The sequence below is a fragment of the Blastococcus sp. HT6-30 genome, assembly GCF_039729015.1.
Classification (GTDB): domain Bacteria; phylum Actinomycetota; class Actinomycetes; order Mycobacteriales; family Geodermatophilaceae; genus Blastococcus.
The window spans coordinates 3,062,394-3,086,821 of the sequence record NZ_CP155792.1 but is presented as its reverse complement, the minus strand read 5'-3'; the positions used below and the strand labels follow the sequence as shown (position 1 = coordinate 3,086,821).

Annotated in this window: 26 protein-coding genes; 21 read left to right on the top strand and 5 right to left on the bottom strand. The window is 74.0% G+C overall.

Annotated elements, in window-relative coordinates:
• Positions 1 to 19 precede the first annotated feature (19 nt).
• The 9 genes from ABC795_RS14845 (at position 20) to ABC795_RS14805 (ending at position 9,289) form a co-directional block, all read left to right on the top strand.
• Positions 20 to 1,039, top strand: coding sequence for a hypothetical protein (locus tag ABC795_RS14845; protein WP_347057959.1), 1,020 nt, complete (start codon positions 20 to 22; stop codon positions 1,037 to 1,039).
• Between the two features lie 42 nt (positions 1,040 to 1,081).
• Complete coding sequence (locus ABC795_RS14840; RefSeq protein WP_347057958.1) at positions 1,082 to 1,492, top strand: cobalamin B12-binding domain-containing protein; 411 nt, start codon at positions 1,082 to 1,084, stop codon at positions 1,490 to 1,492.
• Between the two features lie 125 nt (positions 1,493 to 1,617).
• Positions 1,618 to 2,778, top strand: coding sequence for an ADP-forming succinate--CoA ligase subunit beta (gene sucC, locus ABC795_RS14835; RefSeq protein WP_347057957.1), 1,161 nt, complete (start codon positions 1,618 to 1,620; stop codon positions 2,776 to 2,778).
• A 92-nt stretch (positions 2,779 to 2,870) separates the two neighbouring features.
• Positions 2,871 to 3,749 (top strand): succinate--CoA ligase subunit alpha, encoded by an 879-nt coding sequence (gene sucD / locus ABC795_RS14830; RefSeq protein WP_347057956.1) that lies wholly within the window; start codon positions 2,871 to 2,873, stop codon positions 3,747 to 3,749.
• Positions 3,750 to 3,944: 195 nt separating this feature from the next.
• Positions 3,945 to 5,066 carry a hypothetical protein gene (locus ABC795_RS14825; protein ID WP_347057955.1) on the top strand — a complete coding sequence of 374 codons (1,122 nt, stop codon included), beginning with the start codon at positions 3,945 to 3,947 and terminating at the stop codon, positions 5,064 to 5,066.
• Between the two features lie 85 nt (positions 5,067 to 5,151).
• Entirely contained in the window at positions 5,152 to 6,348 is a 1,197-nt protein-coding gene (locus ABC795_RS14820) for a DUF6350 family protein (RefSeq protein ID WP_347057954.1), read from the top strand.
• A gap of 90 nt (positions 6,349 to 6,438) precedes the next feature.
• The gene (gene purN / locus ABC795_RS14815) at positions 6,439 to 7,062 is read left to right on the top strand and encodes a phosphoribosylglycinamide formyltransferase (protein WP_347057953.1); all 624 of its coding nucleotides are present in this window, start codon (positions 6,439 to 6,441) and stop codon (positions 7,060 to 7,062) included.
• Complete coding sequence (purH, locus tag ABC795_RS14810) at positions 7,062 to 8,612, top strand: bifunctional phosphoribosylaminoimidazolecarboxamide formyltransferase/IMP cyclohydrolase (protein WP_347057952.1); 1,551 nt, start codon at positions 7,062 to 7,064, stop codon at positions 8,610 to 8,612. Before purN ends, purH begins: the two co-directional genes overlap by 1 nt.
• Before the next feature lie 95 nt (positions 8,613 to 8,707).
• On the top strand, positions 8,708 to 9,289 hold the full coding sequence (locus tag ABC795_RS14805; protein ID WP_347057951.1) for a pentapeptide repeat-containing protein: 582 nt from the start codon (positions 8,708 to 8,710) through the stop codon (positions 9,287 to 9,289).
• 1 nt (position 9,290) lies between these two features.
• Here the strand turns inward: ABC795_RS14805 and ABC795_RS14800 are convergent, their stop codons facing one another.
• Positions 9,291 to 9,815, bottom strand: coding sequence for a hypothetical protein (locus ABC795_RS14800; RefSeq protein WP_347057950.1), 525 nt, complete (start codon positions 9,813 to 9,815; stop codon positions 9,291 to 9,293).
• 97 nt (positions 9,816 to 9,912) lie between these two features.
• On the opposite strand from ABC795_RS14800, the gene ABC795_RS14795 reads away from it, so the two are divergent.
• From ABC795_RS14795 to ABC795_RS14775, 5 genes are all read left to right on the top strand, one after another.
• On the top strand, positions 9,913 to 10,782 hold the full coding sequence (locus ABC795_RS14795) for a bifunctional methylenetetrahydrofolate dehydrogenase/methenyltetrahydrofolate cyclohydrolase (RefSeq protein WP_347057949.1): 870 nt from the start codon (positions 9,913 to 9,915) through the stop codon (positions 10,780 to 10,782).
• A gap of 2 nt (positions 10,783 to 10,784) precedes the next feature.
• Positions 10,785 to 11,084 (top strand): DUF3017 domain-containing protein, encoded by a 300-nt coding sequence (locus ABC795_RS14790; RefSeq protein ID WP_347057948.1) that lies wholly within the window; start codon positions 10,785 to 10,787, stop codon positions 11,082 to 11,084.
• Between the two features lie 49 nt (positions 11,085 to 11,133).
• Positions 11,134 to 12,087, top strand: a complete 954-nt coding sequence (gene mdh, locus ABC795_RS14785) for a malate dehydrogenase (protein ID WP_347057947.1) — start codon at positions 11,134 to 11,136, stop codon at positions 12,085 to 12,087.
• A gap of 80 nt (positions 12,088 to 12,167) precedes the next feature.
• The gene (locus ABC795_RS14780; RefSeq protein ID WP_347057946.1) at positions 12,168 to 13,382 is read left to right on the top strand and encodes an NADP-dependent isocitrate dehydrogenase; all 1,215 of its coding nucleotides are present in this window, start codon (positions 12,168 to 12,170) and stop codon (positions 13,380 to 13,382) included.
• A 190-nt stretch (positions 13,383 to 13,572) separates the two neighbouring features.
• The gene (locus tag ABC795_RS14775; RefSeq protein WP_347057945.1) at positions 13,573 to 14,466 is read left to right on the top strand and encodes a DUF559 domain-containing protein; all 894 of its coding nucleotides are present in this window, start codon (positions 13,573 to 13,575) and stop codon (positions 14,464 to 14,466) included.
• 62 nt (positions 14,467 to 14,528) lie between these two features.
• Here ABC795_RS14775 and ABC795_RS14770 read toward each other — a convergent pair whose 3' ends face one another.
• Entirely contained in the window at positions 14,529 to 14,924 is a 396-nt protein-coding gene (locus ABC795_RS14770; RefSeq protein ID WP_347057944.1) for a CAP domain-containing protein, read from the bottom strand.
• 46 nt (positions 14,925 to 14,970) lie between these two features.
• Between ABC795_RS14770 and ABC795_RS14765 the strand changes: the two genes are divergently transcribed.
• Together ABC795_RS14765 and ABC795_RS14760 are read left to right on the top strand one after the other, a co-directional pair.
• On the top strand, positions 14,971 to 15,564 hold the full coding sequence (locus tag ABC795_RS14765) for a hypothetical protein (protein ID WP_347057943.1): 594 nt from the start codon (positions 14,971 to 14,973) through the stop codon (positions 15,562 to 15,564).
• Positions 15,565 to 15,672: 108 nt separating this feature from the next.
• Complete coding sequence (locus ABC795_RS14760) at positions 15,673 to 17,046, top strand: hemolysin family protein (RefSeq protein WP_347057942.1); 1,374 nt, start codon at positions 15,673 to 15,675, stop codon at positions 17,044 to 17,046.
• Positions 17,047 to 17,106: 60 nt separating this feature from the next.
• Here the strand turns inward: ABC795_RS14760 and galE are convergent, their stop codons facing one another.
• Positions 17,107 to 18,063, bottom strand: a complete 957-nt coding sequence (gene galE, locus ABC795_RS14755; RefSeq protein ID WP_347057941.1) for a UDP-glucose 4-epimerase GalE — start codon at positions 18,061 to 18,063, stop codon at positions 17,107 to 17,109.
• A 23-nt stretch (positions 18,064 to 18,086) separates the two neighbouring features.
• On the opposite strand from galE, the gene hisC reads away from it, so the two are divergent.
• From hisC to ABC795_RS14735, 4 genes are all read left to right on the top strand, one after another.
• The gene (hisC, locus tag ABC795_RS14750) at positions 18,087 to 19,214 is read left to right on the top strand and encodes a histidinol-phosphate transaminase (RefSeq protein ID WP_347057940.1); all 1,128 of its coding nucleotides are present in this window, start codon (positions 18,087 to 18,089) and stop codon (positions 19,212 to 19,214) included.
• 82 nt (positions 19,215 to 19,296) lie between these two features.
• Positions 19,297 to 20,319, top strand: coding sequence for a tryptophan--tRNA ligase (trpS, locus tag ABC795_RS14745; protein ID WP_347057939.1), 1,023 nt, complete (start codon positions 19,297 to 19,299; stop codon positions 20,317 to 20,319).
• Positions 20,316 to 20,882, top strand: coding sequence for a 2'-5' RNA ligase family protein (locus tag ABC795_RS14740; protein ID WP_347057938.1), 567 nt, complete (start codon positions 20,316 to 20,318; stop codon positions 20,880 to 20,882). The genes trpS and ABC795_RS14740 overlap by 4 nt, the downstream gene beginning before the upstream one ends.
• Before the next feature lie 37 nt (positions 20,883 to 20,919).
• Entirely contained in the window at positions 20,920 to 21,909 is a 990-nt protein-coding gene (locus ABC795_RS14735) for a YihY/virulence factor BrkB family protein (protein ID WP_347057937.1), read from the top strand.
• On the opposite strand, the gene ABC795_RS14730 is transcribed toward ABC795_RS14735, so the two are convergent.
• Positions 21,803 to 22,345: a hypothetical protein gene (locus ABC795_RS14730; protein ID WP_347057936.1), complete on the bottom strand. Its 543-nt coding sequence runs from the start codon at positions 22,343 to 22,345 to the stop codon at positions 21,803 to 21,805. The genes ABC795_RS14735 and ABC795_RS14730 overlap by 107 nt on opposite strands.
• Complete coding sequence (locus ABC795_RS14725; protein WP_347060730.1) at positions 22,285 to 23,055, bottom strand: hypothetical protein; 771 nt, start codon at positions 23,053 to 23,055, stop codon at positions 22,285 to 22,287. Before ABC795_RS14725 ends, ABC795_RS14730 begins: the two co-directional genes overlap by 61 nt.
• A gap of 267 nt (positions 23,056 to 23,322) precedes the next feature.
• Between ABC795_RS14725 and ABC795_RS14720 the strand changes: the two genes are divergently transcribed.
• Positions 23,323 to 24,369, top strand: coding sequence for a BMP family ABC transporter substrate-binding protein (locus tag ABC795_RS14720; protein WP_347057935.1), 1,047 nt, complete (start codon positions 23,323 to 23,325; stop codon positions 24,367 to 24,369).
• Positions 24,370 to 24,428: the final 59 nt, after the last annotated feature.

Below are 24,428 nucleotides of genomic sequence, written 5' to 3'. Positions count from 1 at the left end.
CACAGCCGAAGGGGGAAGCGTGTCCACCCGCGACGACCGGACCCGGACCGATCGCACCGGGGCCACCGCCCGCCGGGCTGCCCGGAGCGCGTCCCCGCGCCCGGCGCCGGCGGTGGTGGGGGACCGGCTGGTGGTCGGGACCGTGCCGCCTGCGGTCCGGATCTGCGGCCTGCTGCTCGTGCTGGCAGGCCTCGCCGGCGCCGCCGCCGCACTGCCCACGTACCTGGTGGTCGGAGGCGAGGAGCTGCGCCACGTCCGGGGGTTCGGCGACGCGCTGGTCGCCTTCCTGGTCCCGACCGTGCACGTGGCGATCGGAGTGACCCTTCTGCAGCGCGCGGTGCCCAAGCTCGGCCTGGCCTACAGCGCCGTCGCGGGGGCGCTCGCGGTGGGCGAGCTGCTCATCGAGATCTACCGGGGCAGCAGCTCGACCTCCCGCCCCGGGATCGAGGTCCTGGCGGGGGAGCGGGTCCTGACCAGCAGCGTCCAGGTGGGGGCGGGCTGGGTGCTGGGTGTCGTCGCGCTGGTCCTCACGGTGCTGGCCGGTGGCGTCGGCATGGCGGCGTGGGGGCGGACCGTGATGGAGGACCGGGGTGCCCTGGACCCGATCCGCTCGCTGCTGGCCGGCGCGGCGGTGGTCCTCGGGGTCGCCGCCCTCCTGTGCCTCGCGCTCCCGGCCGCCGATGTGCCCGACGAGCTGCGGACCGATCCGGCGACGGGCCTGGAGGTCGTGGTGACCCGCGAGGGCCCGCAGGCGCTCCTCGAGCGGCCGGGCCTGGCCCTGCTCGGTGGCCTGCTCCTGGCCGGGACGCTGCTGCTGTGCTCGGCCGTGGCGCCCTCGCTGCGCCCGCGGCTGGGCGCGGTCGGCGGGTTGCTCGCCGTCGCCGTCACCGTGCTCGGCGCCGGGCTCGGCGGGCTCCGCGACGCCGTCTCGTCGGACGAGCTGGTCTGGACGGTCCCGGGCGCCGGCCTGGTCGTGGTCGGGCTGGCCATGCTCGGCCTGACCGTCGTCGCGTGGCGGGCGCGCCGGTCGGCGACGTGACCGACATCACCTTCTGGGGGCGCAGCTCCTAAGCTGCCTCCCGTGGTGGACGAACGCATCCGGGTGGTCATCGCCAAGCCGGGCCTCGACGGGCACGACCGCGGCGCGAAGGTGGTCGCGCGGGCGCTGCGCGACGCGGGGATGGAGGTCGTCTACACGGGACTGCACCAGACGCCGGAGCAGATCGTGGAGACGGTCGTGCAGGAGGACGCCGACGCAGTGGGGCTGTCCGTGCTCTCCGGGGCGCACATGACCCTGTTCGCCCGGTTGACCGAACTGCTGCGCGAGCGCGGGGTCGACGACGTCGTGGTCTTCGGCGGCGGGATCATCCCGGAGGAGGACGTGCCCGAGCTGGAGCGGCTCGGCGTCACGGGCATCTTCACCCCCGGTGCCACCACCACGGACATCGTCGACTGGGTGCGCACCCACGTGGGCGAACCCGCCGGCGCCTGAACTCGCGGCGGGCCGCGGTTCCTCCTGCGATCGGGTGGGACTGGGTGTGATGCACCCCACGCGGAGCGCACCCCTCCCATGCCCGGGGCAGCGGTCCGGTTGCGAGCGGGCTACGGTCCCTGTTCGTGGATCTCTTCGAGTACCAGGCCCGTGACCTGTTGGCCTCGCACGGTGTCCCCGTGCTCCCCGGCGGGGTCGCCGAGACGCCCGAGCAGGCGGAGGCGATCGCCCGCGAGATCGGGCAGACCGTCGTCGTCAAGGCGCAGGTGAAGACCGGCGGCCGAGGCAAGGCGGGTGGCGTCAAGCTCGCCGACACCGCCGAGGACGCCAAGGCGCGCGCCCAGGACATCCTCGGGCTGGACATCAAGGGCCACATCACGCACCGCGTGATGGTCGCCCAGGCCAGCGACATCGCGGAGGAGTACTACTTCTCCTACCTGCTCGACCGTTCCAACCGGACGTTCCTCGCCATGGCCAGCGTCGAGGGCGGCGTGGAGATCGAGCAGCTCGCCGTCGAGCGCCCCGAGGCCCTGGCGCGCATCCCGATCGACGCCAGCAAGGGCGTCGACACCGCCAAGGCCGCCGAGATCGTGGACGCCGCCGGCTTCGCCGCCGAGGTGCGGGACCAGGTCATCGCGATCGCCGTTCAGCTGTGGGACGTGTTCAGCAAGGAGGACGCCACCCTGGTCGAGGTCAACCCGCTGGCCAAGGCGCCCGACGGCACCGTCCTCGCGCTCGACGCCAAGGTGACCCTCGACGAGAACGCCGGCTTCCGGCACCCCGAGCACGCCGCGCTCGAGGACGCCGCCGCCGCCGACCCGCTCGAGGCGCGCGCCAAGGAGAAGGACCTCAACTACGTCAAGCTCGAGGGGGAGGTCGGGATCATCGGCAACGGTGCCGGCCTGGTCATGAGCACCCTGGACGTCGTCGCCTACGCCGGCGAGGAGTTCGGGGGCGTCAAGCCCGCCAACTTCCTCGACATCGGTGGCGGTGCCTCGGCCGAGGTGATGGCCAACGGTCTGGAGATCATCCTCTCCGACCCCGCCGTCAAGAGCGTGTTCGTCAACGTCTTCGGGGGCATCACCGCCTGCGACGCCGTTGCCAACGGCATCGTCTCCGCGCTGAGCATCCTCGGCGACGAGGCCACCAAGCCCCTGGTCGTCCGCCTCGACGGCAACAACGTCGACGAGGGCCGGCGGATCCTCGCCGAGGCCAACCACCCGCTGGTGACCGTGGTCGACACGATGGACGGCGCCGCGCGCCGGGCCGCCGAGCTCGCCGCCTGAGCAAGGATCCCCTTCCTCCCCACCCCTCGCAGGCTCGGGCCGGGCCCTGGAAGGGGCCGCCCCGTCCACTCCCGAGACAGGACACCAGACAGATGTCGATCTTCCTCAACGAGAACAGCAAGGTCATCGTCCAGGGCATGACCGGCTCCGAGGGGAGCAAGCACACTTCTCGCATGCTCGCCTCCGGCACCGCGATCGTCGGCGGCGTCAACCCCCGCAAGGCCGGCACCAGCGTCGACTTCGACGGTGCGAGCGTCCCGGTCTTCGGCGGCGTCGCCGAGGCCATGAAGGAGACCGGCGCCGACGTCAGCGTCATCTTCGTGCCGCCGCCGTTCGCCAAGGCCGCCGTCATCGAGGCGGTCGACGCCGCAATCGGCCTCGCCGTCGTCATCACCGAGGGCATCCCGGTGCACGACTCGACCTACTTCTGGGCGCACGCCCAGGGCGGCTCCACGCGCATCATCGGCCCGAACTGCCCCGGTCTGATCAGCCCCGGGCGCAGCAACGCCGGCATCATCCCGGCGAACATCACCAAGCAGGGCAGGATCGGCCTGGTGTCGAAGTCCGGCACGCTGACCTACCAGATGATGTACGAGCTCCGGGACATCGGTTTCTCCACCGCGATCGGCATCGGTGGCGACCCGGTCATCGGTACCACGCACATCGATGCGCTCCAGGCGTTCCAGGACGATCCGGAGACCGAGGCCATCGTCATGATCGGTGAGATCGGTGGCGACGCCGAGGAGCGCGCCGCCGACTACATCAAGGCCAACGTCACCAAGCCGGTCGTCGGCTACGTCGCGGGCTTCACCGCCCCCGAGGGCAAGACGATGGGCCACGCCGGCGCCATCGTCTCCGGCTCGGCCGGCACCGCACAGGCCAAGAAGGAGGCCCTCGAGGCCGCCGGCGTGCGCGTGGGCAAGACCCCGTCGGAGACCGCTCAGCTCATGCGGGAGATCGTCGGCTCCTAGGCCTTCCTCCAGGGGCCCGCGCCGAGCCTGCGAGGCGTGGGGAGAGGTGTGGTCCCCTACGGCCCGGCGACCGCGCTCCGCGGTCGCCGGGCCGTGCCGTTCCCGAGCGGCGCCGGCCGGTGGCCCACCATTGCGGCGCGACGACCGTGACCGCCACGATCGTGGCGCCCCTGATCTGCTCCGGAGGAGATCCCAGTGACCGCCAGCCAGCCCCCGCAGCCGCCGGAGGGCGGTCAGCCGCCCGCCGGGCAGGGGGCCCCACCTCCGGAACAGCAGGGGCCCGGTCCGCGGCACACCGCCCCAGAGCACGACCAGCAGCCCTACGGGCAGTCGGGGCAGGGGCCGGGCCAGCCCCCGGGGCACCCCGGCTACGGGCAACCGCAGTACGGGCAGGGTCAGTACGGGCCTCCCCAGTACGGCCAGCAGTACCCGCAGCCGCCCTATGGACAGCCGCCCTACGGCCAGCCGCCGTACGGCCTGCCCGGATACGGGCCTGCATACGGGCAGCCGCCGTACGGCCGGCCCGCCTACGGGCCCCCCTACGGCCAGCCGCCGTACGGTGCGCCGGGCTACGGACCGCCCTACGGGGTCCCCGGGCACCCGGGCGGCCGGCGGCCCGGTGGCGGAGCCGAGTTCTCGTTCGACCCCAAGCGGCTGACCTGGAGCGACTGGGCCGTCGCCGGGGGGACCCTGCTGTTCCTGATCGTCGGGCTCCTGCCCTGGTGGCGGTTCGGCGACACCACCTTCGGCGTCAGCTTCAGCGGCCTGGAGGACGGCATGGTGCGCTCGGCCTTCGTGCTGCTGCTCCTGGCCACCACCTGGGCGGTGCTGCCGGCGTTCGTGCGCATGACGGTGACCTTCCCCCGTGCCGGGCTGACGGTGGCCATGGCCGGGCTCGCCCTGGTGCTGACGCTCTTCGCGTGGCTGGACACCCTGCGCTACGCCTTCTCGTTCTGGGCGCTGCTGGGCTTCCTGACCGCCGCGAGCATCACCACGGTGGCGGCGCTCGCCCTGCGGCGGGAGATGCGCGACCGCCCGGCCCGGCCGAGCGCCCCGCCGGGTGGCGGCTACTGGCCGGCCCAGGGGCAGCCCTACTCCTACGGGGCGGTGCCGCCCTACGCGCAGGCACCGGGGCAGTTCCCGCAGCAGGGTCACCCGGGGCAGCCGGGTTCCGGCTACCCGTCGCCGTGGTGGCCGACGCCGCCTCCGTCCGGACCGGGCCAGGCCGGCGGTCCCGGCACGGCTCCCGGTGGCTCGACCGCCTCCGGGGACGATCCGGGGGCTACGCACAGCGAACGTCCGGGCACGGATAGCTGACCGGCGTCCCGGCGTCGCCACCCGGGACGGTCGGCTCCGGCGAGTGCGCCACCCATCCGCCGGAGCGGCTTGCGAGAGTGGAGGGGTGGTCCCGCTGCTCGCACGCCTGCCCGCCCGGCGGGACGCCGGGTCGGCCGCACGATCCGCTCCGTCCGCGGTCCTCGCCGCCGTCGCGACGGCCGCCGTCACGGTCTGCGGCCTGGTGGGCCTCGGCCTGGCCCTCGTCGTCGTGCAGTTGCTCGACCCCGGCGGCGGCATGTCGGTGGCCGCCTCGGCGACGCTCGGTGCCCGGCTCTGGTTGCTGGCCCACGGCGCCGAGCTGCTGCTGTCGTCCGGGCCGCTGGTCCTCGCACCGCTCCTCCTGACGCTCCTGGTGGCCCATGGGCTGTCCTGGGCCGGGCGGGTGGCCGTCCGGGCGCTCGACGACGACGCCGCGGCCCCGGACGTCATCCGCTCGGCAACGCTGGTCGTCGCCCTGCACGTGGCGCTCACCTGGCTGCTCGCGCTCGTCGTGGACGACGACGCCGCCGGCACCGGGTGGCTGCGCACCCTGCTGCTCCCCCCGGCGCTGGCCCTGGTCGCCGTCGGCTGGGGCGCCGGCCGGGAGTCCGGGCTGGCCGACGCCGCGCTGGACCGCCTGCCGGGTGTCATGCGACCCGTTCTCCGCGGGGTGCTGGCCGGTCTGCTGACCGCGCTCGCGCTCTGCCTGGTCGTCGTCGCGGTGGCGCTGGCGAGCGATGCGAGCGGCTACGCGGCGCTGTCGGGCTCGCTCGGCGGCGCCGGCGCAGGCGCCGTCGGGCTGCTGGGCCTGGGGGCGCTGTACCTGCCCAACGCGGGCGTCGCCGTCCTCGGCCTGGCGGCCGGCCCCGGCTTCTCCGTGGGCAGCGGCACGCTCGTCTCGGTGCACGGCGTGACGCTGGGCGCGGTGCCTGCGCTGCCGTTCCTGGCGGCGCTGCCGGACACCCAGGCCGTGCCGTTGATCGCCTTCGTCTCCCAGGCGATCCCCGCCGCGGCCGGCCTGGTGGCCGGGGTGGCGCTCGGCCGGTGGTTGGGCGACCGCGACGGCGGCTCGGTGGTCGCCGGGCTCGCCGGCCTGCTGGCGGGTTCGCTGCTCGGCGTCGTCGCCGGGGTGCTGGCCTGGTTCGCCGGTGGCTCGCTCGGCGACGGCGCCCTCGCGGTGGTCGGCGCCCCGCCGGTGGCCACGGGCATCGCGATCGCGGCCCAGGCCGGGATCGCCGCGGCGGTGGCGGGCGCGGTCACCCGCTGGCGGGCGCTGGGCTGACAGAGGACCCCCTGGCCCCCCTCGGCTCGCGCGCTCGCGGCGGTCCCCTGCGAGGGGACCGGTCGAGGGGCTCCTTATAGGGTCGGGACCGTGCCCGCCGACGAGCCTCCCCAGCGGGCCCGGATCGTCGTGCTGCTGTCGGGCGCGGGCTCGCTCTGCGCGGCCCTCCTGGAGGCCACCGACGACCCGGCCTACCCGGCCGAGGTCGTCGCCGTCGGCGCCGACCGCGACGCTCCCGGGCTGGCGCACGCCCGCCGGCGAGAGCTGCCCACATTCGTGTGCGCGCTCGGGGACCACCCCGACCGCGCCGCCTGGGACCGCGCGCTGGCCGACCGGATCGCCGGTTTCGCACCCGACCTCGTCGTCTCCGCCGGGTTCATGAAGATCGTCGGGCCGGCGGTGCTCGCCGGGTGCGAGGGCCGGCTGATCAACACCCACCCGGCGCTGCTGCCGGCGTTCCCCGGCGCCCACGCGGTGCGCGACGCGCTGGCGGCCGGAGTGCCCACGACCGGATCGACCGTGCACCTGGTCGACGCCGGTGTCGACACCGGGCCCGTGCTGGCCCAGCGCGAGGTGCCGGTGCTGCCCGGCGACGACGAGGTGCGCCTGCACGAACGGATCAAGGACGTGGAGCGCGAGCTCCTGGTGGAGACGGTGGCGGCGTTCGTCACCCCACCCCCGACCAGCCCGCCCCGGACGAGGAAGAGCCCCTGATGAGCGACCGAACCCCGATCCGCCGCGCCCTGCTGGGCGTGTACGACAAGACCGGCATCGAGGAGCTGGCCGCCGGGCTGGCCGCCGCCGGTGTCGAGCTGGTGAGCACCGGCGCGACCGCGCGGCGGATCGCCGAGGCCGGGGTGCCCGTGACCCCCGTCGAGCAGGTCACCGGCTTCCCCGAGTGCCTCGACGGCCGGGTCAAGACGCTGCATCCCGCGGTGCACGCCGGGATCCTCGCCGACCGGCGCAGGCCCGAGCACGTCGCGCAGCTGGAGGAGCTCGGCGTCGCGCCGTTCGACCTCGTCGTCGTGAACCTCTACCCGTTCACCGAGACCGTCGCCTCGGGCGCCGCCCCGGACGAGTGCGTCGAGCAGATCGACATCGGCGGCCCGGCGATGGTGCGGGCCGCGGCCAAGAACCACCCGTCGGTCGCCGTCGTCGTCGACCCGGCGCGCTACGGCGACGTGCTCACCGCGGTCTCCGCCGGCGGCTTCACCCTGGCCGAGCGGCAGCGGCTCGCGGCCGCCGCGTTCCGGCACACCGCCTCCTACGACGTCGCCGTCGCCTCGTGGATGGGCAGCGTGCTCGCCCCCGACGACGAGACCGGCTTCCCGGCGTGGGTCGGCGGGAACTGGGAGCGCGCCGACGTGCTGCGCTACGGCGAGAACCCGCACCAGGCGGCGGCGCTCTACCGCTCCGACCGGCCGGGGCTCGCGCACGCGGAGCAGCTGCACGGTAAGCAGATGTCCTACAACAACTACGTCGACACCGACGCCGCCTGGCGCGCCGCCCACGACCACGACGAGCCCTGCGTGGCGATCATCAAGCACGCCAACCCCTGCGGCATCGCCGTCGGCGCGGACATCGCCGCCGCGCACCGCAAGGCGCACGCCTGCGATCCGGTGTCGGCCTTCGGCGGCGTGATCGCCGCCAACCGCGAGGTCGACCTCACCATGGCCGAGCAGGTCGCCGAGGTCTTCACCGAGGTCGTCGTCGCCCCCTCGTTCACCGACGACGCCGTCGCGGTGCTGACCGGGAAGAAGAACATCCGGCTGCTGCGGCTGCCGCACCTGCCCGAGGCCGGCGTCGAGCTGCGCCCGATCGGCGGCGGGCTGCTGCTGCAGACCCGCGACCGCATCGACGCCGCGGGCGATGACCCCACCACCTGGACGCTGGCCGCCGGTGAGCCGCTGGACGCCGCCGGCCTCGACGACCTGGTGTTCGCCTGGCGGGCGGTGCGCGCGGTCAAGAGCAACGCGATCCTGCTGGCCCACGACCGGGCCACGGTCGGCGTCGGCATGGGGCAGGTCAACCGGGTCGACTCGGCGCGCCTGGCCGTCGCGCGGGCGGGGGAGCGGGCCGCGGGTGCCGTCGCGGCGTCCGATGCGTTCTTCCCGTTCGCCGACGGCCTGCAGGTGCTGCTCGACGCCGGTGTGCGCGCCGTCGTCCAGCCGGGTGGGTCGGTGCGGGACGAGGAGGTCGTCGCCGCGGCCGCGGCGGCCGGCGTGCCGCTGTACCTGACCGGCACCCGCCACTTCGCGCACTGATGAAGGACCCCCTCGCCCCCCGCACCTCGCGGGCTCGGAGCGGCTCCCTGCGAGGGGGCCGACCGCACGTCGGCCCGCCCGAGGCGGGCACCGTCGTGGAGGGGGAGGACTTCGCGCGGGTCGACTGGTGGGGCGCCGAGCTCGAGGGCGTCACCTTCACCCGGTGCCGGTTCCACGACGCCGGGCTGGAGGAGCTCGTCACGCGCCGCTGCGTGTTCGAGGAGTGCGTGCTGACCGGGGTGCGGATGGCCGGTTCCCGGCACGTCGGCTCGGCCTTCCTCTCCTGCCGGTTCGACCGGGCCACGCTGATCGACGTCGTCTGGGACGGCTGCAAGCTCACCGGCTCGCTGTTCCCGGGCGCGCACCTGCGCCCGATGACCGCGACGGAGTGCGACTGGAGCTACACCGCGCTGCGGGGCGCGGACCTCTCCGGCCTCGACCTGTCCGGTCAGCGGTTCCGCGAGGCCGATCTCACCGACGCCGACCTCCGCGAGTGCGACCTCACCCGCGCCGTCCTCGACCGCGCCCGGCTGCAGGGCGCCAGGCTGCGCGGCACCGACCTGCGCGGTGCGTCGACCGACGGGATCAACTGGCGCGCCTTCGACCTCACCGGCGTCCGGATCGACCTGGCGCAGTCGGTGCAGTTCGCCGCCGCCCACGGCGCGCTCGTGTCGTGAGCTAACGGGGGTAGCGCGGGCCCGTCAGAACCGCCTTCAGCGAGCCGAGCAGCCCCAGGACGGCGACGGCGATGCCGCACCAGAACCCGGGCCCGAAGAAGCCGAGGTCGAAGCCGGCGTCCACCAGCGGCACGAGGACGGCGGCCGTGACGACGCCGCTGACCACCAGGGCGACGAACCCGACGAACCGGTGACTGCGGGCCGGGAGCCACAGCACGATGCCCAGGATGAGCAGCAGGCCGCCGCCGAGCACGATGGCCAGGGGCTGCCAACCGCCGTCGTCGACGATCTCCCCGAGGTCGCCGAACGCGTCGCGGACCAGGCTCCAGCCGCTGTCGTCGCGGTCGCGCAGCCAGTCCAGCGGCAGGCTCACCGCGGCGGCGATCCCGGCGAGGATGAGCAGCAGGCCGCCCAGGCTCTCGGGCCCGCGGAAGGCCACCGGCCGGTCGGAGTACGCCGGCGTCGTCGGCCCCTGGTCGGCTCCCAGGGACGTCGCGCCGGTCGGGGTCTGGTCGCGCCGGGCCATCGCGCACCTCCGGATGTCGGCGGGGCACCGGCGCCCCGCCAGTCCGACACTAGGGCCGCGGCGTCCACCGCGGGACCCTCTCCGGCAGACTGTCGGCGTGCCCGCGACGACTCTGGACGGCAAGGCCACCGCGGCAGCGATCCGCGCCGAGCTCACCGAGCGGGTGGCCGCTCTCACCGCGGCCGGTCACCGGCCCGGTCTCGGCACCCTGCTGGTGGGTGACGACCCCGGCAGCCGGTGGTACGTCAACGCCAAGCACTCCGACTGCGCCCAGGTGGGCATCGCCAGCATCCAGCGCGAGCTGCCGGCGACCGCCACCGAGGCCGACGTGCTCGCCGTGGTGGCGGAGCTCAACGCCGACCCCGCGTGCACCGGGTACATCGTCCAGCTGCCGCTGCCGCAGGGGATCGAGGAGAGCACGATCCTCGAGGCGATGGACCCGGCCAAGGACGCCGACGGGCTGCACCCGGTCAACCTCGGTCGGCTCGTGCTCAACGTGCCCGGCCCGCTGCCCTGCACCCCGGTCGGCATCGTGGAGCTGCTGCGCCGCTACGAGGTGCCGATCGCCGGCGCGGAGGTCGTCGTCATCGGCCGGGGCATCACCGTGGGCCGCCCCCTGGGACTGCTGCTCACCCGCCGGTCGGAGAACGCCACGGTCACCCTGTGCCACACCGGCACCCGCGACCTGGCGGCGCACGTGCGCGCCGCCGATGTCGTCGTCGCCGCCGCCGGGGTGCCCGGCCTGATCACGGCCGACATGGTGAAGCCCGGTGCCGCCGTCCTCGACGTGGGCGTCAGCCGGGTCGACGGGAAGATCGCCGGTGACGTCGCCCGGGACGTCGTCGACGTCGCCGGGCACGTGGCGCCGAACCCCGGGGGCGTCGGCCCGATGACCCGCGCGATGCTCCTGCAGAACGTGGTGCTCGCCGCCGAGCAGGCCGCGGCAGCCGAGGCGCTCTCGGCCTGACCGTGACGCGCCCGCCGCTCCACGTCCGCCGGCCCTTCCTCGCGGGGCTGGTCAGGCAGCTGCCGCTGCTGGCGGTCCTGGTCGTGGTGGCCGCCGGGCTGCTGCTGGTCACGTTCGAGCACTGGCGGTGGGGGCTGGTCGTGGTCGGGCTGGCGATGGTCGGGGCGGCGCTGCTGCGCCTGCTCCTTCCGGTGCGCCGGGTGGGCTTCCTCGCCGTGCGCAGCCGGGGGGTCGACGTGGTTCTCCTCGCCTGCGTCGGGATCACGCTCACCGCCGTCGCGCTGACCATCCCGGGCACGTGAGGCTCACCCGGGGCGGCACGAGGCGCCGACCAGCGCTAGGTTGACGGCCATGGCGAAGCAGCCCAGGAACGGGAAGGTCACCGTGGTCGGTGCCGGGTTCTACGGCTCCACCACCGCACTCCGCCTGGCCGAGTACGACATCTTCGAGACCGTCGTGCTCACCGACATCGTGGAGGGCAAGCCCGAGGGGCTCGCGCTGGACATGAACCAGTCACGTCCCATCGAGGGGTTCGAGACCCGGGTGCTGGGGGTCGGCGGCGGCTCCTACGAGGGCACCGAGGGCTCGGACGTCGTCGTCGTCACCGCCGGCCTGCCGCGGAAGCCGGGCATGAGCCGCATGGACCTGATCGAGACGAACGCGAAGATCGTCCGCGACGTCTCCGAGAACATCGCCCGCACGTCGCCCGACGCCGTCGTCATCGTCGTCTCCAACCCGCTCGACGAGATGACCGCGTTGGCGCAGCTGGCCACCGGCTTCCCGCACCAGCGCGTGATGGGCCAGGCGGGCATGCTCGACACCGCGCGCTTCACCAACTTCGTCGCCGAGGAGCTCGGGGTCCCCGTCGCCTCGGTGCGGACGCTGACCCTCGGCTCGCACGGCGACACGATGGTGCCGGTGCCCTCGCGCTGCACCGTGGACGGCAAGCCGCTGGCCGACGTGCTCCCCGCCGACCGCATCGAGCACCTCGTGCAGCGCACCCGGAACGGTGGCGCCGAGGTGGTCGCCCTGCTCAAGACCGGATCGGCCTACTACGCTCCTTCCGCTGCGGCTGCCCGCATGGCCCGCGCGGTCATGGAGGACTCCGGCGCAGTGATGCCGGTGTGCACGTGGGTCGACGGCGAGTACGGCATCTCCGGGGTGTACCTGGGGGTGGAGGCCGAGATCGGCCGCGGGGGCGCGAAGCGCGTCGTCGAGAGCGACCTGTCGGAGACCGAACGGGCGGGCCTGCACGAGGCGGCCGAAGCGGTGCGCGCCAAGCAGGCCGACGTGGCCCAGCTCTGAAGAAGGACCCCACTGCCCCCACCGCTCGCAAGCTCGCGGCGGCGGGGGGCAGTGGGGCCATGACTGCACAAGGAGAACCTGTGAGCAAGATCAAGGTCGAGGGCACCGTCGTCGAGCTCGACGGCGACGAGATGACCCGGATCATCTGGCAGTTCATCAAGGACCAGCTGATCCTCCCGTACCTCGACGTCAACCTCGAGTACTACGACCTCGGCATCGAGCACCGCGACGCCACCGACGACCAGGTGACCGTCGACTCCGCCAACGCGATCAAGAAGCACGGCGTCGGCGTCAAGTGCGCGACCATCACGCCCGACGAGGCGCGGGTCGAGGAGTTCGGGCTCAAGAAGATGTGGCGGTCCCCGAACGGGACGATCCGCAACATCCTCGGCGGCGTGATCTTCCGCGAGCCGATCATCATGCAGAACGTGCCGCGCCTCGTGCCGGGCTGGACCAAGCCGATCATCGTCGGCCGTCACGCCTTCGGTGACCAGTACCGCGCCACCGACTTCAGGTTCCCCGGCGAGGGGACGTTGACGATCAGCTTCCAGCCGGCGGACGGCTCGGCGCCCATCGAGCACGAGGTCTTCCAGTCGCCTGGCGGCGGCGTCGCGATGGCGATGTACAACCTCGATGACTCGATCCGCGACTTCGCCCGCGCCTCGCTGAACTACGGGCTCGACCGCGGCTACCCGGTCTACCTCTCGACGAAGAACACGATCCTCAAGGCCTACGACGGCCGGTTCAAGGACCTGTTCGAGGAGGTCTTCCAGGCCGAGTTCAAGGAGAAGTTCGACGCGGCCGGCATCACCTACGAGCACCGGCTGATCGACGACATGGTCGCCGCCTCGCTCAAGTGGGAGGGCGGCTACGTCTGGGCCTGCAAGAACTACGACGGAGACGTGCAGTCCGACACCGTGGCGCAGGGCTTCGGCTCGCTGGGCCTCATGACGTCGGTGCTCGCGACCCCGGACGGCCGCACGGTCGAGGCCGAGGCCGCCCACGGCACGGTGACCCGCCACTTCCGGCAGCACCAGAAGGGCGAGCAGACGTCGACGAACCCGATCGCGTCGATCTTCGCCTGGACCCGGGGCCTGGCCCACCGCGGCAAGCTGGACGGCACCCCCGAGGTGACCCGCTTCGCCGAGACCCTGGAGAAGGTCTGCATCGACACCGTCGAGAGCGGCCAGATGACCAAGGACCTCGCGCTGCTGATCTCCAAGGACCAGCCGTGGCTGAACACCCAGGACTTCCTGGCGGCCATCGACACCAACCTGCAGAAGGCCATGGCGTGACGCTCGGCTGACGCGCACAGCGGCCCCCTCGCCTCCGGGCGAGGGGGCCGCTGCGCGTTCCGGCCCCCGCACACCCCGCCTCGTGCGGGGAACGAGGGTCCTGCGGCGTGCGCCAGGCGCCTCCTTTCCCGCACGAGGGTCCTGTGGACGGCGCCCACGCCGGAAGGGCCCGACGGGGCAACCTGTCCGGGTGCCGCCACCTCGCCGTCCGGACCGTCTCGTCGACCGGGTGTTCCGCGGGGCCGATGCCATCGCCGCTGGCCTCCTGACGAAGGACGCGCTGCGCTCCTCCGCCTGGCGGCGCCTGTACCGCGGGGTCTACGCCGACGCATCGCTCGAGTCGGACTTCTCGCTCCAGGTGACGGGCGCGCTGCTGCTCGTGCCCGCACCAGCCGTGTTCAGCGGTCGCACGGCCGCCTACCTGCTCGGCGCGCAGGAGCTGGTCGACCGAGGGACACCGGTCGAGGTGACCGTGCCGCCGGACGTCCGCTTCGGGCCGGTGGCCGGCCTGCGGATCCGTCGCATGCCGTTACCGGAGGCGGACGTGCTGCTCCACCGGGGCCGGCGGGTGACCAGCGGCTTGCGCACCGCGCTCGACATCGCGCGCGCCGAGGCTCTGGTGGACGCAGTCGTGGCACTGGATGTGCTGGTCGGCCGGGCGATCGTCGGCCTCGGAGAGCTCCGGGCGGCGGCCGCCGAGCTGGGGAGCGTTCGTGGCGCCCGCCGTGCGCAGCGCGCGGTGGCCATGGCCTGCCCGTTCGCCGAGTCACAGCCCGAGAGCAGGCTGCGCGTGCTCCTCTCCCTCGCGGGCATGGCGCCGGTGCCGCAGTTCTCCGTCCGGGACGGCAGGGGCGACTTCGTCGCGCGCGTCGACCTGGCGTTCCCGGATCAGCGGGTCGCAGTCGAGTACGACGGCGCCTGGCACGCCGCGCCCGGGCAGTTCGCGCGGGACCGGCGGCGGCTCAACCGGTTGGTCGCCGCGGGGTGGACGGTCATCCACGTGACCGCCGCGGACATGCGGGACCCGGACGGGCTGGTGGCCCGCGTGCGTGCGGCGCTGGAGCCACCTCGTACGGCGAAGTAGGCCTCCGGACCACGCTCCAGACCTCTCGTGCTCCGTACCAGGCCGGGCCGAGGGCAGGCGGGTCAGGCGAAGAGCTGGGTCCACCAGGGGCCGCCGGCGCCGGTGGCGAGGCCGACGCCGAGGCTGCGCGACCGGCAGTCGAGGATGTTCGCCCGGTGCCCGGGGCTGCCCATCCACGAGTGGACGACGGCGGCGGCGTCCTGCTGGCCGCGGGCGATGTTCTCCGCCCGCGCGGTGATCGCGGCCGCCGACGCGCGGGCGAACGGGTCCTGCCCGCTGGGGTTCACGTGGTGGAAGAAGCCGCGGTCGCGCATGTCCGCGCTGTGGGCGCGTGCGACGGCGGTCAGCTGCCCGTCCACGGTCAGCGGCTCGCACCCGGCACGGGCGCGCTCCTCGTTGACCAGGGCGAGCACCTGGCCCTCCGCGTCGGGGCCCGCGAGCGTGGGGGCGGTGGTCACCGGCGCCGACGACGTCGCGCCGGCCGTGGTGCTGCCGGGGGTGCGGGTGCCGGCCGCCGTGGTAGGGAGAGGCCCGGCGGGGGCGGCGCTCGTCGTCGACGGCGCCGAGGTGCCCTTCTCCGTCGGCGCCGAGGTGCCCTTCTCCGTCGGCGCGGATGTGCTCGCGGTCCCCGTCGGGGCGACGGCATCGCTCTCCGGTGCCGACGGAGACGTGGAGGACGGCTCCTCGGGGGCGGCGCTCGTCGTCGACGGCCCGCCGCCCGCCACGGGGAAGGCCGACGACGGTGGCGGGGACGCCGGCACCGACGAGCCAGGAGAGCTCGCGGTTCCGGCGGAGTCGGCGGACGGCGGGCCCCCCGTGGCGGATCCGGCCGCCGAGGACCGCGACGACGCGTCCAGGGACACCGACGGTGCCTCCGCCGGCCCGGCCACCGGCACTGCCAGCATGGCCGCGGTGACCGCCAGGGTCACGACGGCGCCCACGGCAATCCGGCGGGCGTGCCGGTGCGACCAGCGGGAGAGCAGGAGCCCCGCCCGGCAGAGCGCAGCGCTCAGGCGGGCGGACGGCGGGGGACCGGACGGCCGGTGGTGCATGCGGGTCCTCAGAAAGAATCACGATCTGTTATTGATCGAAGACTAACTGTGTTCGAATGTCAGCGGTAGCCCCGGGTGGTGCGCGCGTTCGCCGCCTCGTGCAGGTCCCCGGGCATGTGGGCAGCGACGGCCGGGCAGCCTGGACCCAGGCATCATGGACCCGTCCGCCCGCACCCAGTACCCGAGGAGCACGCCGCCGGTGAGCGACGTCTGGCTCAGCATCGTCATGGTCGTCGCCTTCATCATGCTCGGCGGCGTCTTCGCCGGAGCGGAGATCGCGCTGGTCTCGCTGCGCGAGTCGCAGGTCCGGGCCATGGCCGAGCAGGGTGGCCGCCGCGGTCAGGCGGTGCAGAAGCTGCTCAAGGACCCGAACCAGTTCCTGGCCGCCGTGCAGGTGGGCGTCACCCTGGCCGGCTTCTTCTCGGCCGCCTTCGGTGCCAGCACCCTGTCCGCCCCGCTGGCCGACTGGATGCAGGGCCGCGGCGTGAGCGAGGGCCTGGCCGGCACGCTCGCGCTGGTGCTGGTCACCATCGCGATCAGCTACGTCTCGCTGGTCGTCGGCGAGCTGACGCCCAAGCGGCTGGCCCTGCAGCGCGCCGAGGGCTTCGCGCTCATCGTCGCCGCGCCGCTCAACCTGATCGCGAAGCTCTCCCGCCCGGTCATCTGGCTGCTGTCGAAGTCCACGAACGGCCTCGTGCGGCTGGTCGGCGGTGACCCGAAGGCCAGCGGCGAGTCGATCAGCCAGGAGGAGCTGCGCGACCTGGTGGCGGCGCACGAGTCGCTGAGCAGCGACGAGCGGCGGCTGATCGACGAGGTCTTCCGCGCCGGCGAGCGCGAGGTGCGCGAGGTCATGACGCCGCGGACCGAGGTGCAGTTCCTCGACGCCTCCATGACCGCCAGCCGCGCCGCCAAGCACGTCGCCGAGTCGAACTGGTCGCGGTTCCCCGTGGTCGGCCGTGACCAGGATGACGTCGTCGGCTTCGTGCACGTCCGCGACCTGTTCCTGCCCAGCCACCCGGCGGGACGGGCCGCGACCGTCGGCGACCTGGCCCGCGAGGTCACCCGGCTGCCCGGCACCGCCGCCGTCCTCACGGTGCTCAGCGAGATGCGCCGGGACAACCAGCACCTGGCCATCGTCGTCGACGAGTACGGCGGCACCGACGGCATCGTCACCCTCGAGGACCTCATCGAGGAGGTCATCGGGGAGATCTACGACGAGTACGACGCCGAGGTCGCCCCGGAGGACCGCCAGTCCCCCGGCGCCCCGCGCGAGGTCGACGGCCTGCTCAACCTCGACGACTTCACCGAGGCCACCGGCCTGGAGCTGCCCGAGGGGCCGTACGAGACGGTGGCCGGCTACGTGCTGGCCGAGCTCGGCCGGCTGCCGGAGGTCGGCGACTCCATCGAGGTCGAGGGCCGCGCGGTGTCGGTGCTGGAGCTCGACGGACGGCGGATCGCCCGCCTGCTCGTCGGCCCACCGCCCCCGGCGGAGGCTCCCGACGGCGAGCCGGACGGCGTCGCCGGTTGACGGCCCCTCTGCAGGGGCCCGCCGCGAGCATGCGAGCGGTGGGGGCAGAGGGGTGCTCTCTCAGCGGCGGGACCGCGCGACCTCCCAGGCGTCCCGGACGATGCCGACCAGGTCGGTGTGCTTCGGCGCCCAGCCCAGGTCGGCGCGGATCCGGTCGCTGGAGGCGACCAGCTGGGCGGGGTCGCCGGCCCGGCGCTCGCCGACGGTGACCGGGATCGGGTGCCCGGTCACCTCGCGGGCGGCCTCGACGACCTCCTGCACGGAGAAGCCGGTGCCGTTGCCCAGGTTGTAGATCCGGTGCTCCCCGGCGGCCGGTGCGGGCAGGGCCAGCAGGTGGGCGTCGGAGAGGTCCTCGACGTGGACGTAGTCGCGGATGCAGGTGCCGTCGGGGGTCGGGTAGTCCTCGCCGTAGACGGTGAGCGAGCCCCGCTGCCCGGCCGCCACCTGGAGGGCGATCGGGATGAGGTGGGTCTCGGTGGCGTGCCGCTCGCCCAGCCCGTAGGCGGCGCCCGCGACGTTGAAGTACCGCAGGCTCACCGCGGCGAAGCCGTGCGCGACGGCGTACGAGGTGAGCATGTGGTCGACGGCGAGCTTGGAGGCGCCGTAGGTGTTGGTCGGCCTGGTGGGCGCGTCCTCGCGGATCGGCACCTGGTCGGGCTCGCCGTAGGTGGCGGCGGTGGAGGAGAACACGATCCGGCGGCAGTCCGCGGCGCGCATCGCCTCGAGGAGGGCGAACGAGCCGCCGACGTTGGTGTGCCAGTAGTCCTCGGGCTGCTGCTGGGAGACGCCGACCAGCGACCTGGCCGCGAAGTGCAGCACCGCCTCCGGCCGGAACTCGGCCAGCACGGGCGCCGAGTCGTGCAGCGAGACCTCGGCGAGCGTGGCGCCGGCGGGCACGGCGTCCGCGTGACCGGTCGAGAGGTCGTCGAGGACGGTGACCTCGTGACCGTCGGCCAGCAGGGCCGCCGTCACTACGCTGCCGATGTAGCCGGCTCCGCCGGCGACGAGTACGCGCATGGGCCCACCCTATGAGGAGGGTCGTGGAGGTGGAGGATCTCGTGGTCAGTGCCCGACCGGCGGTGCAGTCGCTCCCGGCCTACAAGCCCGGCCGCAACCCGGCGGACCTCGCCCGGGAGATCGGCGTCGAGCGGGCGGTGAAGCTGGCCAGCAACGAGGTCGCGTTCCCGCCGCTGCCGGCCGTCGTCGAGGCGGTGACCGCGGCGGTCACCGAGACCAACCGCTACCCCGACAACGGCGCCGTCGTCCTCACCGGGGCCCTGGCGCAGCGGTACGACGTCGACCCGGCGCAGGTGGCCGTCGGCTGCGGTGCGGTGGCGATCTGCCAGGAGCTGGCCCAGGCCTACAACGACCCGGGCACGGCGATGGCCTTCGCGTGGCGCTCGTTCGAGATGTACCCGCTGCTGGCCCGGGTGGCCGGTGCGCGCGCGATCCAGGTGCCGCTGACCCCCGGCCGGCCCGGGGGGCCCGCCGACACCCACGACCTGGACGCCCTCGCCGCCGCGATCGACGACACCACCCGCCTGGTGTTCGTCTGCAACCCGAACAACCCCACGGGCACGGCGGTCCGCCGGGCACAGCTGGAGCGGTTCCTCGACGCGGTGCCCGCGGAGACGCTCGTGGTGCTCGACGAGGCCTACCGGGAGTTCGTCACCGACCCCGAGGTCCCCGACGGCGCCGAGCTGATGCGTGGGCGGCCGAACGTCGCGGTCCTCCGCACCTTCTCGAAGGCATGGGGGCTGGCCGGGCTGCGGGTCGGCTACCTGCTGGCCGAGGACCCGTCGGTCGCCGAGGCCGTGCGCCGGACGCACCTGCCGTTCAGCGTGGGCCTGGTCGCGCAGGCGGCCGGGGTGGCGGCGCTGGCCAGCGAGGACGAGGTCCGTGCCCGGTGCGCCGCCGTCGTCACCGAGCGGGAGCGGCTGACCGGCGAGCTGCGCGCGCGGGGCCTCGAGGTCGCCGGGAGCCAGGCCAACTTCGTGTGGCTGCCGGTGGGGGAGCGGGCGCTCGGGCTGGCGGCCGCGTTGGAGGCCCGCGCGGTGATCACCCGGCCGTTCGCCGGCGAGGGCATCCGGGTCACGGTCGGCACTCCCGAGGAGGACGACGTGTTCCTCGGCGCGCTCGACGACGCGCTCGCCGCGGCGCCGTCCTGACCTGCGTCGACCGAGCCCCCCGATCGGTCGGTGGCGCAGCGGACGGGGGAGGTCGGAACGGAGGCCGCTCCCGGCTGGTTTGATGGCCGACGTGGCTCTTCCCCGAGTACTGTCCGGCATCCAGCCGACGGCGGACTCCTTCCACCTCGGCAACTTCCTGGGTGCGCTGCGGCAGTGGGTCGCCCTCCAGGACGACCACGAGGCCTTCTACTGCGTCGTCGACCTGCATGCGATCACCGTCGAGCAGGACCCCGCGGTGCTCCGCCGTCGCACCCTGGTGTCGGCCGCGCAGCTGATCGCCATCGGCGTCGACCCGGGCCGCAGCGCGCTGTTCGTGCAGAGCCACGTTCCCGAGCACGCCCAGCTGGGCTGGGTGCTGCAGTGCCTCACCGGGTTCGGCGAGGCCAGCCGCATGACGCAGTTCAAGGACAAGAGCCAGCGGCAGGGCACCGGCGGTACCAGCGTCGGCCTGTTCACCTACCCGGTGCTCCAGGCGGCCGACATCCTGCTCTACCAGGCCGACCGGGTGCCGGTCGGCGAGGACCAACGCCAGCACCTGGAGCTGACTCGGGACCTGGCGACCCGGGTCAACGGCCGGTTCGGCCCCACCTTCACGCTGCCGCAGCCCTTCATCGTCCAGGGGACGGCGAAGGTGCTGGACCTGCAGTCGCCGGACAAGAAGATGAGCAAGAGCCTTCCGCCGGCCGGCTGCATCAACCTGCTCGACGACCCGAAGATCACCGCCAAGAGGATCCGCTCGGCGGTCACCGACACCGGCCGCGAGGTCGTGGCCGACCCGGTCGGGAAGCCCGGCGTCACCAACCTGCTCACCATCCACTCGGCGTTCTCCGGGAAGAGCACCGCGGAGCTGGAGCAGCACTTCGCCGGACGCGGCTACGGCGACCTGAAGAAGGAGCTCGCCGAGGTCGTCACCGAGGCGCTGGCGCCGATCCAGCAGCGCACCCACGAGCTGCTGGCCGACACCGCGGAGCTGGAGCGGGTGCTGGCCGCCGGGGCCGCGCGGGCCCGGGAGGTGGCCGCCCCCACGCTGGAGGCCGTCCACCAGCGGATCGGTTTCCTGCCACCGGCGGGGCTCCGCCCGTGAACGACGACACCTTCGTGGGCCGGCTGCCGACGCCGCCCGAGACCGCGGTGCTGGGCGTCATCGTCCCGGTGCCCGAGCCCTGGGCGTCGCTGCTGGTCGACTGGCGCACCAAGGTGGGCGACCCGCAGGCGGCGCTGGTGCCCCCGCACGTCACGCTGCTGCCGCCCACCGAGGTGCCGGTCGCCTCGCGCGACGCAATCGCCGAGCACCTGGCCGCGGTCGCCGCCGAGCACCCGCCGTTCGACATGCACCTGGCCGGCACGGGCACGTTCATGCCGGTCACCGACGTCGTCTTCGTGACCGTGGCGCGCGGCATCGGCAACTGCGAGATGCTGGCCAACGACCTCCGGCAGGGTCCGCTGGCCCGGTCGCTGTCCTTTCCGTACCACCCGCACGTCACCGTGGCCCACGACGTGCCGGCCGACATGCTCGAGCTGGCGTACAGCGGGCTCCAGGAGCTGTCGGCCGAGTTCCGGGTGGAGCACTTCACCGAGTTCGAGCAGGTCGCCGGCGGCGGCTGGGCGCTCGCCCGCGAGTACCCCCTCACCGGTTCCGGGCGCTGAGAGCGCGCCGCGGGAGCAGATCGCCCAGACTCGGGCGGTGAGTTCCGCGAGCTCCGGGAACGCCCCGGCCAGGAAGGGCTGGCCGGCCCGGACGTGGGACCGCATCGAGGGCACGGTCGACGCCGCGCGCCGGCGGTCCCGGCGGTTCGACCACCTCGCCCGCGCCGGCGGCCGCTACCGCCGGACGCAGGGCGACCTCATGGCCGCCGGGGTCACGTACTTCGCCTTCCTGGGGCTGTTCCCCGTGCTGCTCCTGGTCGCCTCGGTCATCGGCCTGGTGCTGGCCGGCGACGAGCTGCTCCAGCGCGAGCTCTACGACGCCATCCGGGATGCGTTCCCCGGCAGCACCGGCCGGGAGATCGTCGACGACCTGCGGAGCGCCGTCGGCTCGGCGGAGGTGGTCGGCGTCATCGGGCTGGTGGGCTTCCTCTACGCCGGGCTGCGGGCGATGGACAAGCTCCGCATCGGCATGGAGCGCATCTGGAAAGGGCACGCCGACGAGCCGGAGTTCCTCAGGGACAACGTCCAGGACGTCGTGGCGCTCTTCCTCCTCGGTGTCGTCGGCCTGCTCAGCCTGGGGCTGACCGGGGTGGCCACGTGGGCGACGTCCTGGTTCCTGGAGGTGCTCGGGCTCGACGGTGCGCCCGGGCTGTCCGTGCTCGCCACCGTGGCCGGCCTGGCGCTGGCGTTCCTCGGTGACACCGTCGTCTTCCTGTGGCTGCTGAAGGTGGTTCCCTCGACGCCGCACCCGCTGCGGCGGCTGCTCCCCGGGGCGCTGTTCGGCGCCGTCGGGTTCGAGGTGATGAAGCTGATCGGCAACCTCTACCTCTCGCTGATCTCCGGGAGCGTCACCGCGTCGGCCTTCGGCGGCGCCGTCGGCATCCTGGTGTGGATCAACATCGTCTTCCGGTTCGCCTTCTTCACCGCCGCCTGGACCGCCAGCTCCCCGGCGCTGGCGGGCGCCGCCCCGGCGCCGGTACCGGAGGAGTCCGACCTGCCCGATGACGAGCGCGCCCCGTCGCGCTGACCGCGGCGAGCGCCACCGCGGCCAGCGCGACCGCCGTCCACGGCCGGCCCGCGCCGTCGGCCACCGGGGAGCCGCTCGCCGGTGCGGCCGCCGTGCCCGGGGGCACGGTCGGCGGAGCGGTGCCGGTGGCCGTCGTCGTCGGCGCCACGAGGTCGGCGGGGCGGACCAGCCGGCCGACGCCGGCACTGGTCGTCGGGACGGCGAAGCCCCAGTCGAGCAGCCGGGCGGCCTGGTCGGCCGTCCGCAGCGGGACGTTCTCGGTGTCGAGCACGCTGACCACCAGCCGGCGGCCGTCGCGCTCGGCGGCGGTGACGAACGCATGCCGGGCGGCGTCGGTGAACCCGGTCTTGCCGCCGAGGTTGCCCGGGTAGCCGGTCAGCAGCGGGTTCTGGTTCTGGATCTGGAAGCCGGGGAAGCGGCCGTCGACGGCCGGCATGTCGGCCGTCGGGGTGCGCAGGATGTCGGCGGCGACGTCGACTGGCCGGCGACGTCCAGCCCCGACGGGCTGCCGGCGACGGTGTCGAAGGCGCCGAGCTCCGCGGCGGTCCGGTTCATGAGGGCGAGGGTCGCCGCCCTCCCGCCGGCTGCACGGGCGAGCGCCGACGCCGCGTCGTTGCCCGACTGCAGCATCAGCGCGGTGAACAGCAGCGGGACGGGGTAGCGCCCGCCGGCGACCAGGCCTACCCGGCTGCCCTCGACCTCCTCGTCCTCGACCGATCCCTCGACGACGAGCGCCGGGTCGAGCCGGGGAGCAGCGCGGGCAGGGTCAGGGTCCTGAGGGTGCTCGCCGGGTAGTAGCGCCCGTGCGGGTCCCGCGCACCCAGCACCGCCCCGGTTCCGGCGTCGGCGACCAGCCAGCCGGAGGCGGTGATGCCGTCGGGTCGCGGGGGAGCGTCGGGGGGGGACGACGACGCCGCGCGTGCGCAGCCGCTCCCCGCCCACGGTCGAGCCGTCGGGGGCGCTGCCCCGGGGCGGCAGGCCCGTGCGGGGCGCCGTGGGCGTAGGCGCGGCCGAGTCGGCCGTCGGCCGCGACGACGACGAGGTCCAGGCCCCGGGTGCGGCCTGCGCCGGGACGACGGGGGAGGGGAGGCCGACCACGAGCGCCGCCGCGAGAGCGACGGACGCAAGCCGCCACCGTCGTCCCATGTCGCCCGAGGTCATGCGCCGGTGACGGTGACCACTGTCCCCGGGAGGTCCGGCGCCCGATGGAATCAGGGTTCGCAACGATCGGGTCTCAGTCCGGACCAGAGGTTGGAGGCCCCTCGGTGGCCGGGATTAGCGTCCGGGGGCGTGCCCCTCCGGAAGGCCGCCCGAGGCGGCCGCCGCGGCACGCGCAATCCCACCCCGGGAGGCCCCCCGCCACGGCGCAGGGATCTCCCCACAGCAAAGGAGATCGTCTTGCGCCGAGCGCGGATGACGAAGGTCGCGGCGCTGCTGCTGGCCGGCGGCCTGGCCCTTGCGGGTTGTGCCAGCGACGAGGACAGCAGCGCGGGCGGCGCCAGCGGCGGCGGCGAGGGCGACCTCAAGGTCGGTGTCGCCTACGACACCGGCGGTCGTGGCGACAAGTCCTTCAACGACTCGGCGATCGCGGGTGTCGAGGCCGCCGTCAAGGACCTGGGTGGCAGCGTCGAGGACGACATCCAGGAGCTCTCGCCGAACGAGGACGGGTCCGACCGCGCCGAGCTGCTCACCCAGCTCGCCGAGAACGGCTTCAACCCGGTGATCGCGGTCGGCTTCGCCTACGGCGACATCATCGGCGACATCGCCGCCGACTACCCCGAGACCCAGTTCGCCATCGTCGACACCTCGGTCGCCGACATGGGCGTGGACAACCTCACCGGTCTGGTCTTCGCCGAGGAGGAGGGCAGCTTCCTCGCCGGCGTCGCCGCCGCGTCGAAGAGCGCCACCGGGCACATCGGTTTCATCGGTGGCCAGCAGAGCCCGCTGATCGAGAGGTTCGAGGCGGGTTACACGGCCGGTGCCAAGGCCGTCGACCCCGACATCATCGTCGACACCCAGTACCTGTCCCCGGCCGGTGACCCGTCGGGCTTCGGTGACCCCGAGGGCGGCAAGGTCGCGGCGCAGGGGATGTTCCAGAACGGCGCGGACATCGTGTTCCACGCCGCGGGTGGCTCCGGCGAGGGTGTCTTCGAGGCGGCCGTCGAGGCCGGTCAGCGCGCCATCGGCGTCGACTCCGACCAGTACGCGAGCGCCTCGCCCGAGCAGCAGGCCGTCATCATGACGTCGATGCTCAAGCGGGTCGACAACGCGGTGGAGGCCTACATCAAGGACTTCGCCGAGGGGAACATCGACGGCGGCGTCGACATCCTCAACGACCTGTCCACCGGCGGTGTCGGCCTGTCCACCTCGGGCGGCTTCATCGACGACATCCAGGACGTCATCGAGGACTACCGCCAGCAGATCATCGACGGTGACATCGAGGTGCCGACCACCCCGTGATCGGTGCGGGCCCGCCTCCGGGCGTGGCCCGCGTCCACGGATCGGTCCACGGCGGGCCC